Below are 13,149 nucleotides of genomic sequence, written 5' to 3'. Positions count from 1 at the left end.
GCGGAACTCGGAGGTGGGCGGTGAAGACTAAGTACCTGATCGGCTTCCTGATCGTCGTGGCTGCGATCGCCTACCTGGCCTTCGGAGGGCTGGGCAACAGCCTGGTCTACTACGTGCTGCCCAGCGAGTACGCCGAGAACCCGGCGCGCTACGAGGGCAAGCGCATCCGCCTGGGCGGCCTGGTCAAGGAGGGCACGATCCGCTACGATCCCCAGACGCTCGAGCTCGACTTCGTCGTCACCGACGGCGTGGTGGACATCCCCGTGCAGCACGAGGGTACCCCGCCGGAGCTCTTCAAGGACAACCAGGGCGTCGTCGTCGAGGGGCGCTTCGACGGCAGGGTGTTCAAGGGCGATAACCTGCTCATCAAGCACTCCGAAACCTACCAGGCGCCGCCGGAGGGGGGCTACACCCCCGAAGAGGTGCGCAAGCTGATCGAGGAGGCCAAGTGAACCCCAGCATTCTGGGCAACATCGGGCTCGTCCTGGCGGTCTTCTTCAGCGTCGCGGGCCTGGTGGCCGTCGTCTTTTCCTGGTTCCTGCGCGACGCCCGCTACGTGCGGGTGGCGCGCCGCAGCGCGCTGCTGGCCTTCCTGGGAACCTTCGTGGCCTTCGGCGCGCTCGAGTGGGCGCTTCTCAGCGACGACTTCTCCATCGCCTACACCGCGCGCAACCACACCTCCGCGAGCCCCACCTGGGTGAAGTTCGCCACCCTCTGGGCGGCGCTCGAGGGTTCGATCCTGCTCTGGGCGCTCTTGCAGACCCTCTACACCTGGCTTGCGGGGCGCAGAATGCGCGACTACTGGACGAGCCCCGTCGCTCTGGGCACGCTCTTCGTCATCCAGCTCTTCTTCCTCGTCAACGTCCTCTTCGTCATCAACCCCTTCACCCCGGTACCCAACCCACCCGCCGACGGCCCCGGCCCCAACCCGCTGCTGCAGAACCACTGGATGATGGCCGTCCACCCCATCCTGATGTACCTGGGCTTCGTGGGCCTCTCGGTGCCCTTCGCCTACGCGATTGCCGCGATGGTGACCCGCCGCTACCAGACCTGGGTCGGCGAAACCAAGTGGTGGCTGATCTTCGCCTGGGGCTTCCTCACCGCCGCCATCTTCGCCGGCGGCTGGTGGAGCTACGAGGTGCTGGGCTGGGGCGGCTACTGGGCGTGGGACCCGGTGGAGAACGCCTCCTTCATTCCCTGGCTGCTGGCCACCGCCTTCGTGCACACCGCGATGGTGCAGGAGCGCCGGGGGCTGTTTCGCAGCTGGAACTTCGCGCTCGTGACCCTGGCCTTCGCCGGCACCGTCTTCGGCACCTTCCTCACCCGCTCCGGCGTCATCGAGTCGGTGCACGCCTTCGCCGGCGGCCCGGTGGGCCCGATCTTCCTGGGCTTCCTGCTCGTCATCCTCGCCGTGGGCTTCTCCCTGCTGGGGCGCGTTTCCTCCGAGGTGCGCGACGTCGGCAGCGTGAACGTCTGGAGCCGCGAGGGGCTGCTGCTCTTCGGCGCCCTCGTCTTCGTGGTCATGGCCTTCGTGGTGATCCTCGGCACCCTCTTCCCGCTGCTGGTGGAAGCCACGAGCGGGGCCAAGGTCTCGGTGGGGGCGCCGTTCTTCAACCAGCTCTTCGTACCCCTGGGCTACGCCATGCTGGTGCTCATGGCCCTCGGGCCGCTGCTGCCCTGGCGCAGGGCCGACCCCGAGACGCTGCGCGTCATCGCCTGGATGGCGGTTTCGCTGGTGCTGGGCACCGCCGTGGGGCTCGCCGTGGGCTGGACCCTGTGGGTGAGCCTGACCGTCGGGCTCTTCCTCTTCAACCTCGTCGCCCTGGGGTGGCTGGTCGCCAGCCCGCTCGCGCGCAAGTCGCGCGCCCTTGGGGGCGTGCGCGCCGGCATGGGGTCGCTGGCCTGGACCCGCAGGCGGTACGGGGGCTACCTCGTGCACTTCGCGGTGGCGCTCACGGCCCTGGCCATCGCGTTCAGCCAGAGCTACCGGCTGGACGTCCAGAAAACGCTGCAGATCGGTGAGGCCTGGCAGGTGGCCGGCCGCACCATCACGGTGCACGCCCTGCGCGCCGTCGAGGACCCGCACCGCTACTCGGTGATCGCCGACGTGGAGATCAGCGGCATGGGTCTCCGCCAGCCGCGGCTGAACTACTACCCCACGTCGCGCACCCCCTTCGCCTCGCCCTCGGTGGCCTACACCCTGGGCAAGGACTACTACCTGGTGCTGCAGGCCTTCGACCAGGAGAACGCGCAGTGGGTGACGCTGCGGCTGGTCGTGACGCCGCTGGTGCTGTGGCTTTGGGTCGCGGCGGTCCTCATGGCGCTCGGTACCGCAATGATCCTCTGGCCCGCCCGCCGCACGGCGCGGGCGGGCGCCGCCGCCGGGGAGGTGGGCGCGTGAGAGCCTTTTTCGGAGTGCTGCTCGCCCTGGCCATCGGGGCGTTGTTCTGGTGGGGCATGCAGACGAAGGACGAACGCAGCGAGCTGCCGTCGGCGCTGGCGGGCCGGCCGGCGCCGACGTTCGACCTGGAGCTGCTGCCCAGCTCGCGCGAGGTCTGGGGCGAACGGCTCAACCTGAGCGACTACCTGGGCAAGAAGCCGATCATCCTCAACTTCTGGGCCAGCTGGTGCTACCCCGCCTGCTACGAAGAGGCGCCGATCCTCGAGGCCACCTGGCGCCGCTGGAAGGACCGGGTGCTCTTCGTCGGGGTCAACACCCAGGACGAGCTGGACGCGGCCGAGAAGTTCATCGAACAGTTCGGCATCAGCTTCCCCAACGTCTACGATCCCCGGGGGAAGGTGGGCATCGACTACGGCATGTACGGCGTGCCCGAGACCTTCGCCATCTCGGTCGAGGGGCGGGTGCTCGAGCGCTTCGCCGGTACGATCAGCGCCGAGAAGCTCGAGTCCATGATTCGTGAGGTGCTGCCGTGAGACGCTGGCTTTGGATCCTGGTCTTCGCGCTGGGGCTGGCGGGCGCGCAGACGGTGGGCAACGAGCCGCCCCCCGACCTGCCACCCAAGGTCTTCGAGATCGCCAAGAAGCTGCGCTGCCCGGTGTGCCGCGGCGAGAGCGCGGCCGAGTCGAACGCCGGGGTCACCGAGGAGATGCGGCGGCAGATCGCCGAGATGCTGGCCGAGGGCAAGACCGAGGACGAGATCATTCAGTACTTCGTGGACCGCTACACCGAGTGGATCCTCTACGAACCCCCCAAGCGCGGCCTGGGGCTGGTGGTGTGGCTGGCGCCGGTGATCGGGCTGGGCCTCTTCGGTTTCGGCCTCTACAGCTACCTGCGCGCCACCTCGCGGCGGGCGGCGGAGCTCGAAGGCGTCAGCGATGAGGAGCTGGCCCGGGCCGAAGCCGAGCTCGGGCGCGACGACGAAGGAGGTCCTCCGTCATGATCCTGTTTTGGACCGTGGTTGCGTTGCTGGTGCTCCTGGCCGCCGTTTACGCCACCCTGCCGCTGGCGCGCGAGCCCGAACCCTTTCCCGCCGACCCCCTTCCCGAAGAGCTGCGGGCCGAGATCGAGGCGCTGAAGCAGGAGGCGCGTGAGCTCGAGGGCAGCGAACGCAAGCGCACCCTGGGGCGCATCGTGCAGCTCGAACGCCGCCTGGCCGAGCTCGAGGGGCGCCCGGCCGCCCCCCGAACGCGCCGCGTTTCCTGGGTGGCCCTCATGGCGACGACCGCCTTCCTGGTCTTCGTGGGCGGGGTGCTGCTGCGCTACACCCTGCCGCGGGCGCCGGGCGAGACGATCACCACCTCGAACCTGATCAGCGGCGAGCGCGCCGTCGACCGCGCCAAGCTGGCCGAGCTCAACCGCCTCAAGGCGCAGGCCGAGCGCAACGACGACGCGGAAAGCTGGCTCGCCTACGGCAACGCGGCCTGGGAGGTGGCCGACTACAACGCCGCCGCCGAAGCCTACAAGCGGGTCCTCGACCTAGACAGCAAGAACCTGACCGCCTGGAAGCGGATGGGGATCCTCTTCTTCATGTCCGGGTTCCCGGAGGACGCCGCCCAGGTCCTCCAGGTCGTCGTCGGGGTGGACCCCAACGACCCCGAGGCGCTGCTCTTCCTGGGCAACGCCTACTCGATGCTGGGCCGCTTCGACGAGGCCGTCGGCGTCTGGGAGCGTTACCTCGCCGTCGGCGGCCCGGACGCCGAGCGGGTGAAGGCCCTCATCGCCCAGGCGCGCGCCCAGCAGGAGGCCAAGGCCGCGGTCGACCGCGGCCAGGCTCCTGACGGAAACGTCGTCTACGAGGCCAAGTGCGCGGCCTGCCACGGACAGAACGCCGAGGGCGGCATCGGCCCCCGCCTGGTGGGCAACCCGGTGCTGCGGGTCGACGGCGCGGTGGCCGAGATCGTGAAGAAGGGCACCGGCAGCATGCCGGCCATCCCCATGAGCGAGGCCGAGCTGCAGGCGCTGCTGGACTACCTCAAGGGGTTGTAGCCGTGAAGCTGAGCCGCCGCGACCTGGTGTGGATCGTGCCCTCGGGGATCGCCGCCACCTTCTTCGGCTGGTTCGGCTGGCGCACCGTGAAGATTCAGTTCCTCAAGTCGGGCCCCAACGCCCAGCCCCAGTGGAAGCAGGGCGAACGCGTCCGCATCGCGGAGCTGGCCGAGCTCGACGAGGTCTGGTCGTTCAAGTACTTCGAGTACCCGCTGGCCGCGGGCAAGCTGCCCTGCACCGTGCTGCGTCTGCCCGGCCCGGTTCCCGGCGGGCTCACCGTCGAGGGCCGCCACTACGCCGCCTGGTCGCGGATCTGCACCCATCAGGGCTGCACCGTGGACTACGTGCGCAACACCGAGGCCGGGGCCATCCTCTACAACTACCGATCCGACCACCCCTTCTTCGGCTGCAAGTGCCATTTCGGGGCCTTCGACCCGGTGCAGGCGGGCAAGGCCGTCTTCGGCCCGCCGCGCTTCCCGCTGCCGCGCATCCGGCTGGTGGCCGAGCTGGGCGTCCTTTACGCCACCGGCCACGAGGTTCCGCTGCGGCCGCTCGAGAGCCTGCGCACCACGGGCGGCGGCTCAAGCGCCTGAGCCGCCCGCGCCGCGGAGCGGCGCTACGGGTTGCGTCCGGGCCGCACCGCGCCTCCGGTTCTCCGGGCAGTACCGGTCAGCCCGTCCGGAAAGCGGCGGCGCCGCGCCAGGGCCAGGCCAGGTAGCCGAGGAGCGCGCCCACCGCGAGCGCCAGCCACGCTTCCGGCGTCGGGGATAGGGCCTCCTTAGGCCAGAAGCCGGCCCAGAGCAGGCTCACCGCCGCGCCCACCAGGGGCCGGCGGGACCAGGCCATGAGCGCGAGGGCGGCCGCCCCCAGCGCCAAAGCGAGGAGGGCGAAGGCGGCGATCGCCGGCCCGAGGTTCATGGGATCGGCCGGGGCCATCAGGGCCGCCAGGCCCAGGCAGAGGGCGAGCCAGGCGGCAGGGTTGGCGACGAGGCTCGTCCAGAAGACGGCCCGGGGGCCGTAACGGCGCGCCAGCTCCGCCACCCCGGCGCCGTAGACGGCGGCGACGAGGTAGGTCAGCCCGGGCGGTGCGGTCAGGGCGAGGGCCGCCCAGGTCCAGGAGGCGATGCGCAGGTAGGTGCGCATGCCCCAGTCTAAGCGGGGCGCGGCGGCGCTCCGCCGTGACGGGGTTTACAAAGCGCGGGCTACTCCTTGAGCTGAACGCGCACGAACTTGTCCTTCCCGCGGCGAAGGATCCGCGGCCGCTCGAGGGTGACCTGCAGCTGCGGATCGGTGATCACCTCGCCGTCGAGGCGCAGGCCGCGGTTCTGGATGAGGCGGCGGGCCTCGCCGTTCGACCGGGTGAGCCCCGCGAGGGTGAACAGCCGGGCGACCCAGATGGCCCCCTCCTTGAGTTCGGAGGGGTCGATCGCGACGGTGGGGATGTCGTCGGGGACGCCCCCTTTGGCGATCTCGTCGTAGCGCGCCTCCGCCTGGGCGACGGTGCGGGCCAGCTCCGCGTCCTGCGGGTCACGGGGCTGGCGGTCGCGTCCGGCCTCGTCGAGCCGGTAGCCGAGGCGTTCGTAGAAGCTGCGGTCCAGCCAGGCGGGCACGACCTCCTGGGCGTAGGCGCCGGTGAGCAGGCGGGCGAGGACCCGGTGCGCCCCTACCATGCCGCCCTTTTGGATCACGGCTTCGACCTCCTCGGGCTCCAGGTCGGTGAGCAGGCGGAAGTAGTCGGGCAGCACCGCGTCGGGGACGCGCATCAGCTTCTTGAACATCACCGCAGGTTCCTCGCTGACGCCGACGTAGTTGTCCAGGCTCTTCGACATCTTCTCCACGCCGTCGAGGCCCACGAGCAGGGGCATGATGACGAGGACCTGGGGCTCCTGGCCGTAGAACTTCTGCAGGTCGCGGCCCACCAGGAGGTTGAACTTCTGGTCGGTGCCCCCCATTTCGACGTCGGCCTCGAGGGCCACCGAGTCGTAGCCCTGGGCCAGGGGGTAGAGGAACTCGTGGATGCCGATGGGGACGCCCTCGGTGTAGCGTTTCTTGAAGTCCTCACGCTCGAGCATCTGCGCCACCGTCATCTGCGCGGCGATGCGGATGACCTCCTCGAAGCTGAGCTTGGAGAGCCACTCGGAGTTGTAGCGCAGCTCGAAGACCTCGGGTTCCTGGCGCAGGATCTTGCGCGCCTGCTCGACGTAGCTCCGAGCGTTGGCGCGGGTCTCCTCCAGGGTGAGCGGCGGACGCGTCTTGCTGCGCCCGCTGGGGTCGCCGATCATGCCGGTGAAGTCGCCGATCAGCAGGATCACCTTATGACCCAGCTCCTGGAACTGGCGCATCTTGCGCAGCACGACCGCATGGCCGAGGTGCAGGTCGGGGCGGGTGGGGTCCACACCCAGCTTGATCCGCAAGGGGCGTCCGGAGGCCAGCTTCTGCTTCAGGTCGTCTTCGGTGATGATCTCGGCGGTGCCGCGACGCAGGAGGGCGAGGGCTTCTTCGGGCTCCATGACCTTCAGAGTATACTCTAACCATCTACGGCTGCTTTGGCCCATGGGGAGGCGATATGTGGCGGAACCTGCTGATTCTTGGAGCGCTCCTGGGAGGGGTCTACCTTTACGGTCTGAACTACGGCCTGGCCCTTGGTCTTCCCCCGTTTACCCCGGTTTACTACCTGAACCACAGCGCCGAGATGAGCTACGGGTTGCGGGTCGCGGGCGGTTCCGACGCGGTCAAGATCAAGCTGGAGGGCAACCTCAAGAAGGGCCGCGTCTCGATCTGGCTGACGCGCCAGGGCCGCCGGCTGGGCAAGGTGAAGGTGTACAAGGGCCGCTTCCGCGACCAGATCAAGTACAAGGTCGAAGACGGGTTCTACACCGTTCACGTCAAAACCCAGGAGGCCGAGGGCACGGTGCGCTACGACTGGGTGTCGACGCGGTTCCAGGCTTACTGAAGGCCCGGCGCTTGGCAGCCCGCCGGGCGCTGTGGTAAACTTGCGGTTGGCTTGCCCTACGGGGCCTAGAGGAGGAATATGGCGAACAGCAGCGCACGTACCCCTTCGGCGATGAAACGCCACCGCCAGTCGCTCAAGCGGCGCGCGCGGAACAAGGCGAAGAAGTCGATGATCAAGACGTTCAGCAAGAAAGCGGTTCAGGCGGCCGAAAACGGCGACAAGGAGCGCGCCCTGCGCTACCTGCGGGTGGCCGAGAGCCTGATCGACAAGGCGGCCAAGGGTTCGACCCTGCACGCCCGCGCCGCCGCGCGCAAGAAGTCCCGCCTGATGAAGAAGCTGCACCAGATCCTCGGCGGCTTGCAGGCTTAGGAGGCAACCATGGGCCGTGGAGACCGCAAGACCCGCAAGGGCAAGATCGCCAAGGGTACGTACGGCAAGTACCGCCCGCGTCGCAAGAAGTAGAGCGCGGCTTTCGAAACCTCACACGCCCCCCGCGGGCGTTTTTTTCTTCAGGCTCCCTGCCGGCGTCCCCAGGGTTCGATGACGATCTGATCCCCCTCGACCCGGGCGCGCTCGGGGCCCGCGGGCGCGGGGGCGTCCTCGGGAGCGACGGCGACGTGGCCGGCGATGCGCAGCTGTTTGGCGGCCAGCTCGAGCGCCCATATCGTCGCCTGCTCGTTCCCTTCGGCCCCGGCGTGGGCGAGGCCGCGCAGTTTCCCCACGACGATCACGTCGCCCCCCGCCACCACCTCGGCCCCGGGGTTGACGTCGCCCAGCACGACGACCGTTCCCGCCGAAGCGATGCGCTGACCGCTGCGCAGGGTGTGGTCCACGACCTCGGTGTGCGGCACCCTGCGCTCGCCGCGGGGCGGGCGGAAGCGCACCTCGAGGTTCCGTGAGGCGGCGGCCTCGAGCAGCGCCTGCACCACAGACCCCGGGGTGGCGCCGGCGATCTCGACCTCCAACGGCATCTCGGGGGCTTCGGCCAGGGCGGCGGAGAGCTCTTCGGGGGTCTCGTTTCCGTCGAGGCGGATGGCCAGGGCGCCCAGGGTCGCGCGCAGTCGCATGCTGCTTAGTATGTCACGGGCCGGCCGCCCGGGCGACGGGGGCCGGCACCTTCCAGTAGGCGGCCATCACCTTCTTGACCGCCGGCAGGGCGACGCGGCTGCCCTCCCCGGCGTTCTCGAAGAAGGCCACCACCGCAAGGGGCGGGTAGGGGCTGGAGCCGTCGAGCGGGTAGGGGCCGTAGCCCATGTACCAGGCGTGCTCGTAGCCCGCCTTCTTGCCGGGGGTCTCGGCGGTTCCGGTCTTCCCGGCCGTCGGCACCGGGAAGTCCTTGAGCCGGAAGGAGGCGGTGCCTTCGGTCACGGTCTCGCGCAGGCCTTCCTGCACCACCCGCCAGTAGCGCCCGCGAACGCGCGCGGGCGCGCTCCCGGCCCCCTGCACCAGGTGGAGCGGCGGGGTGCGCCCCGAGGTGGCGACCAGCGCGAGCATGCGCGCGACCTGCACCGGGGTGGCCAGCACCGCGCCCTGACCGATGGCCACCGAGAGGGTCTCGCCGGGGTACCAGGGCTCGCCGAAGCGTTCCCGCTTCCAGGCCTTGTCCGGCACCAGGCCCCGCTTCTCGGCGATCTCGAGCCCCGTCGGCGCCCCCAGCCCCAGGGCGCGGGCCCGGTCGGCGATCACCTCCACGGTCTCCACGGGGCCGGCCTCGATCACCGCCTGGTAGAACCAGGTGTTGCAGCTGTAGGCGAGCGCGTCGGTGACCTTCATCGGGCCCATGTCCCGCGGGGACCAGTTACGGCGCGTCTGCCCCCCGAAGCGGATCGAAGGCAGGCAGCGGAAGGTGGTGGCGGGGCCCACCAGCCCTGCTTCCAGCAGGGCGCTGGCGGTCACCGGTTTGAAGGTCGAGCCCGGCGTGTAGGCCTGGACCGCGCGGTTCAGCAGCGGCAGGGCGGGGTCGTTTTGCAGGGCGCGGATCTCCGAAGCGGGGGTGGGGCGGCGGGTGAACAGGTTGGGGTCGTAGGCGGGGGCGGTGGCCATGGCCAGCACCTCACCGGTGGTGGGGTCCACGGCCACGATCGCCCCCCGGGCCACGGTCTCGGGCGGCAGGCCCAGCTTCTTACGGCCCGCGTTCAGGTCGGCCAGCGCCTCGGCCAGGGCCCGCTCGGCGGCGCGCTGCAGGTTGAGGTCGAGGGTCAGGCGCACGTCGCGGCCCGGCACCGGCGGGGCCAGCACCTGTTCGCGCAGCACCTCGCCGCGGACGTCGACCTCGACGAGCTTCAGCCCGCGCCGGCCGCGCAGCGTCTCCTCGAGCGCCGCCTCCAGCCCCGCCCGGCCCACCAGGTCGCCCCGTTCGTAACCGCGCTTCAGGTCGGCGGCGGTGGGCCCCTGCACGTAGCCGATCACCGGTCCCGCGATGGGGTTGGGGTAGTAACGCTCGATGCGCTCCTCCAGGCGCAGGTTGGGCTGGCCCGCGGTCAGCTCCGCGAGCGTGGGCACCCACTTGTCGGGCAGGTTGGCCGCGAGCACGACCTCCTCCTCGCCCTCGGGGACCTCGGGCAGGCGCTCGAGCCCCAGGATCGTCAGGATCCGCGAGGCGAAGCGCACCGGTCCGCCGCGGTAGTAGAGGTCCACGGCGATGCGGTTGGCGGCGATGGGGGTGCCGTTGCGGTCGAAGATGCGGCCCCGCGGCGCGGGAATCGTCTCTGTGCGCTGGTGGTTGCCCTTGGCCAGGGTGGCGTACTTGCCGTGCTCGAAGACCTGCAGCTGCACCAGCCGCCCCACGAGGAGCAGGAGGACGAAGTAGACCAGGACGAGCAGCAGCCGGACCCGCTCAGGCATAGGCCTCTTCCCCCGGACCGAGGAGCGCTTCCGCGAGCCGCAGGTAGAAGGGGGCGACGAGCAGGGTTAGGACCAGCTCCGGGGCGAAGACCTGCGCCCAGGTGCTCGTCGGCAGCGTGGTATAGCGCATCCAGTAGACCAGGATTAAAAAGCCGCCCCACTTGGCGAGGAAGGCGAGGGCCAGGACGACCATCCGCGCCGCCGGCTCCTCCCAGTGCAGCCAGACGCGCAGGCCGTAGAAGGCGTAGGCGGCGGTGGTGAGCCCCAGGGCGTGGAAGCCCAGGTAGCCGGCCGAGCTGAGGTCCTGGAGGAGGCCCAGGCCGAAGGCGGTGGCGAGGCCGGCGTAGGGGTTCTGGCGGCTGGCCAGCACCACCGCCAGCAGGAACCAGAGGTCGGGGGGGCTGACCCGGTCGGGCAGCAGCCCCGAAAGCAGAGCCTGCAGCACCAGCGAGAAGAAGACGAGCACGAGCGCGTTCATAGTTTGCCCAACACCACCACTTCTTCGAGCAGGCCGAACTTGACGAGCGGTTCGGCGCGCACCACCTTGCGCAGCGCCCCCGGCGCGCGCGGCAGGATGCGGGTCACCCGCGCCACCGGGATGCCCTCGGGGAAGAGCCCCTGCAGGGAGCCGGTGACGAGCAGGTCGCCTACGGCGATCGGTGTCTCCACCGGCAGCTCGACGCGCAGCCCCGCCGGCGGCTCGCCCATGGCGATGCCGCGGCCGGGGCTGCCCTCGGGGCGCACCCCGACGCGGGACTCGGGGTCCACGATGGTGCGGACCACCGCGCGGTGGGGGGTGGTCTCGATGATCACCCCCACCAGCCCGTCGGGGCTGGTCACCGGCATGCCCACCGAGAGGCCGTCGGCCTCGCCGAGGCCCAGGATGAGGCGCCGGTAGAGGCCCGAGGTGTCTTCGGTGATGACCGGAGCGATGGCCACCACGCCGGGGGCCTGGGCCTCGCGCACCGCCAGCGCCCGGCGCAGGCGCTCGAGCTCGACCTTGAGCTCGAGGTTGCTCTCCTTGAGCCAGGCGACCTCCTCGGCGAGCAGGCGGTTCTCGTGCCGCAGGTTGCGGCGGTCGAGCAGCGTGGTCGCCGCGGCGCGCAGGTTTTGCGCGGCGCGGTGGCCGAGGCCGAACAACGGCGCGATCCGGGCCGAGACCTCGCCCGGGAACCGGGGCGCGAAGTTGGCGGTCAGCGCCGAGAGCGCCAGCGCCAGCAGCACGTACCCCAGGTAGACGAGCCTAAGCATCCCAGACCTCCGCAAGCGGGTAGCCCAGCCGCGCCAGCGCTTCCCACAGCCGGGCGACGGGAAGCCCCATCACCGTGAAGAAGTCGCCCTCGACCGCCTCGACCAGGACCATGCCCTTTTCCTGAATGCCGTAGCCGCCGGCCTTGTCGAGGCCTTCGCCGCTGGCGGCGTAGGCGGCGATCTCCCAGTCCGCAAGCTTGCGAAAGCGCACCCGGGTGCTGCTGACCAGCGCCGCCGTCCCGGCCGGGGCCCGCAGGGCCAGGCCGGTGTGCACCCAGTGGTCGCGTCCGGAAAGCAGCTCCAGGAACCTGCGGTTCTCGGCCAGGTCCCGCGGTTTGCCCAGAATGCGGCCGTCGACCGCGACGACGGTGTCGGCGGCCAGCACCCACGCCCCGGGGGTGCTGCGCACCTTGAGCTGCGCGAGGCGGCGGGCGGCGTCGGCGGGGTCCTCGCCGGGGACGACCGACTCGTCCACGCTTGGCGGCTCCACCCGGTGCGGCAGACCCAGCCGCGCCAGCAGTTCGCGCCGCCGCGGGCTGCCGGAGGCCAGCACGATCACGGGCCGGCTCGTCGCCACGCTTGCCATACCTTTTCTTTGTACCGCCGCGCCAGCTGAGGGTGGGTGAGAACCAGCAGGTTCTCGTCGTTGCGGCTGACCGCAGAGCGCGTGAAGTTGAAGGATCCGGTGACGACGGTGCGCTCGTCGATGACGATCGCCTTCAGGTGCATGGCCGCGGGGTTGGCGTCGGCGCGCACCTCCACCCGGGGGCCCAGCGCCTCCTCGCGCGAGTCGGGCAGGTTGCGGCGCTCGAGCAGCACCCGCACCGCGACCCCGCGCCGCGCCGCAGCGTTCAGCGCCTCCAGGACGCGGGGGTGGGTGAGCACGAAGGCGGCCACCCAGACCTCGCGCTCGGCGGCGTCGAGTTCGCGCACGACCCGCCCTATGGCCGCCTCCCCGTAGCCGGGGCTGAAGTAGACGCCGAGCCGGCCGCCGTCGAGCTCCAGCGTCGCCGGTGCGGGGGGTCTGGGCTTGCGCTGCCAGAGCGCGACGAAGGCCGCGTGGTAGAGGCGCGCCGCCGGTTCGCCCCGAAGGACGAGCAGGTCGTTGTCGTTCTTGTGCAGGCCGTTGTAGCTCCAGTTGGCGCTTCCGGTCCAGACCTCGCGGGCGTCGAAGACGGCAAACTTGTCGTGCATCAGACCGGGCCGGTCGTCATAGCAAAGGTCGACGCCGGCGAGCCGCTCGCAGTTTTCCGAGGTGCGCCGCAGCAGGGCGTAGGCCTCATCGAGGCGCACCCGGGGCCTTCCTGAGGTCTGCCCCCGCGAGCCCGCGAGCAGTGTGGAGAGCGTCTGCTCCCGGTTTTCCCGCTCGCTGAAGATGCGGACCCGGACGCCGCGGGCCGCGGTCTGCGCCAGCAGGTAGCCCAGGCGGGTGTCGTTCAGGGTCAGCAGGGCCAGGTCGGCGGTGCGCTTGCTGCGTGCCAGGGCGCGGCCCAGCGCTTCGACGGCCGGGGGCTCGTCCTCGGGCAGGAAGAAGACCGCGGGCCGCACCACGCCCGCGGGCGGCGGGTTGGTGTAGCCGCTGCGCTGCTGCCACAGCGCGATCCCCGCCAGCAGCACCAGGAGCGCGTACCCCAACCAGGCGGGTTTCGGCTTG

General features: G+C 70.6%; 17 protein-coding genes. 9 read left to right on the top strand and 8 right to left on the bottom strand.

What is annotated here, in order from left to right:
• The first annotated feature begins 20 nt into the window (after positions 1-20).
• From ccmE to HNQ05_RS10305, 6 genes are read left to right on the top strand one after another with little or no spacing between them, the layout of a single operon-like run.
• Positions 21-452: a cytochrome c maturation protein CcmE gene (gene ccmE, locus HNQ05_RS10330; protein ID WP_147146256.1), complete on the top strand. Its 432-nt coding sequence runs from the start codon at positions 21-23 to the stop codon at positions 450-452.
• The gene (locus HNQ05_RS10325) at positions 449-2,401 is read left to right on the top strand and encodes a heme lyase CcmF/NrfE family subunit (protein ID WP_147146258.1); all 1,953 of its coding nucleotides are present in this window, start codon (positions 449-451) and stop codon (positions 2,399-2,401) included. Before ccmE ends, HNQ05_RS10325 begins: the two co-directional genes overlap by 4 nt.
• Positions 2,398-2,934, top strand: a complete 537-nt coding sequence (locus tag HNQ05_RS10320; protein WP_147146260.1) for a TlpA family protein disulfide reductase — start codon at positions 2,398-2,400, stop codon at positions 2,932-2,934. Before HNQ05_RS10325 ends, HNQ05_RS10320 begins: the two co-directional genes overlap by 4 nt.
• On the top strand, positions 2,931-3,401 hold the full coding sequence (locus tag HNQ05_RS10315; protein ID WP_147146262.1) for a cytochrome c-type biogenesis protein: 471 nt from the start codon (positions 2,931-2,933) through the stop codon (positions 3,399-3,401). Before HNQ05_RS10320 ends, HNQ05_RS10315 begins: the two co-directional genes overlap by 4 nt.
• Positions 3,398-4,447, top strand: a complete 1,050-nt coding sequence (locus HNQ05_RS10310; protein ID WP_147146264.1) for a tetratricopeptide repeat protein — start codon at positions 3,398-3,400, stop codon at positions 4,445-4,447. Before HNQ05_RS10315 ends, HNQ05_RS10310 begins: the two co-directional genes overlap by 4 nt.
• Positions 4,448-4,455: 8 nt before the next feature.
• Positions 4,456-5,040 (top strand): QcrA and Rieske domain-containing protein, encoded by a 585-nt coding sequence (locus HNQ05_RS10305; RefSeq protein WP_183677801.1) that lies wholly within the window; start codon positions 4,456-4,458, stop codon positions 5,038-5,040.
• Between the two features lie 76 nt (positions 5,041-5,116).
• Here the strand turns inward: HNQ05_RS10305 and HNQ05_RS10300 are convergent, their stop codons facing one another.
• Together HNQ05_RS10300 and tyrS are read right to left on the bottom strand one after the other, a co-directional pair.
• Positions 5,117-5,590: a hypothetical protein gene (locus HNQ05_RS10300; protein ID WP_147146268.1), complete on the bottom strand. Its 474-nt coding sequence runs from the start codon at positions 5,588-5,590 to the stop codon at positions 5,117-5,119.
• 59 nt (positions 5,591-5,649) lie between these two features.
• Positions 5,650-6,957: a tyrosine--tRNA ligase gene (gene tyrS / locus HNQ05_RS10295; protein WP_147146270.1), complete on the bottom strand. Its 1,308-nt coding sequence runs from the start codon at positions 6,955-6,957 to the stop codon at positions 5,650-5,652.
• 56 nt (positions 6,958-7,013) lie between these two features.
• On the opposite strand from tyrS, the gene HNQ05_RS10290 reads away from it, so the two are divergent.
• The 3 genes from HNQ05_RS10290 to HNQ05_RS12405 all read left to right on the top strand — a co-directional run bounded on the left by HNQ05_RS10290 (position 7,014) and on the right by HNQ05_RS12405 (position 7,862).
• Entirely contained in the window at positions 7,014-7,400 is a 387-nt protein-coding gene (locus HNQ05_RS10290; protein ID WP_147146272.1) for a hypothetical protein, read from the top strand.
• 78 nt (positions 7,401-7,478) lie between these two features.
• On the top strand, positions 7,479-7,769 hold the full coding sequence (rpsT, locus tag HNQ05_RS10285; protein ID WP_147146275.1) for a 30S ribosomal protein S20: 291 nt from the start codon (positions 7,479-7,481) through the stop codon (positions 7,767-7,769).
• Between the two features lie 9 nt (positions 7,770-7,778).
• A complete protein-coding gene (locus tag HNQ05_RS12405) occupies positions 7,779-7,862 on the top strand; it encodes a 30S ribosomal protein THX (RefSeq protein WP_041553975.1) in 84 nt (27 codons plus the stop codon).
• Positions 7,863-7,909: 47 nt separating this feature from the next.
• Here HNQ05_RS12405 and minC read toward each other — a convergent pair whose 3' ends face one another.
• The 6 genes from minC to HNQ05_RS10250 are packed head-to-tail and all read right to left on the bottom strand — an operon-like array spanning position 7,910 to position 13,130.
• Positions 7,910-8,467 (bottom strand): septum site-determining protein MinC, encoded by a 558-nt coding sequence (gene minC / locus HNQ05_RS10275; protein ID WP_147146277.1) that lies wholly within the window; start codon positions 8,465-8,467, stop codon positions 7,910-7,912.
• A gap of 13 nt (positions 8,468-8,480) precedes the next feature.
• On the bottom strand, positions 8,481-10,244 hold the full coding sequence (locus HNQ05_RS10270) for a penicillin-binding transpeptidase domain-containing protein (RefSeq protein WP_147146279.1): 1,764 nt from the start codon (positions 10,242-10,244) through the stop codon (positions 8,481-8,483).
• The gene (gene mreD / locus HNQ05_RS10265; RefSeq protein WP_147146281.1) at positions 10,237-10,722 is read right to left on the bottom strand and encodes a rod shape-determining protein MreD; all 486 of its coding nucleotides are present in this window, start codon (positions 10,720-10,722) and stop codon (positions 10,237-10,239) included. Before mreD ends, HNQ05_RS10270 begins: the two co-directional genes overlap by 8 nt.
• Positions 10,719-11,495, bottom strand: coding sequence for a rod shape-determining protein MreC (gene mreC / locus HNQ05_RS10260; protein WP_147146283.1), 777 nt, complete (start codon positions 11,493-11,495; stop codon positions 10,719-10,721). The genes mreD and mreC overlap by 4 nt, the downstream gene beginning before the upstream one ends.
• Positions 11,488-12,072 (bottom strand): Maf family protein, encoded by a 585-nt coding sequence (locus HNQ05_RS10255; protein WP_183677799.1) that lies wholly within the window; start codon positions 12,070-12,072, stop codon positions 11,488-11,490. The genes mreC and HNQ05_RS10255 overlap by 8 nt, the downstream gene beginning before the upstream one ends.
• Positions 12,051-13,130, bottom strand: a complete 1,080-nt coding sequence (locus HNQ05_RS10250; RefSeq protein WP_147146287.1) for a phospholipase D-like domain-containing protein — start codon at positions 13,128-13,130, stop codon at positions 12,051-12,053. Before HNQ05_RS10250 ends, HNQ05_RS10255 begins: the two co-directional genes overlap by 22 nt.
• Positions 13,131-13,149: the final 19 nt, after the last annotated feature.

Origin of the sequence: Oceanithermus desulfurans (assembly GCF_014201675.1) — a bacterium.
Classification (GTDB): Bacteria; Deinococcota; Deinococci; order Deinococcales; family Marinithermaceae; genus Oceanithermus; species Oceanithermus desulfurans.
Note: the sequence above shows the minus strand (reverse complement) of the source record. Positions and strands in the feature narration are given on the sequence as shown.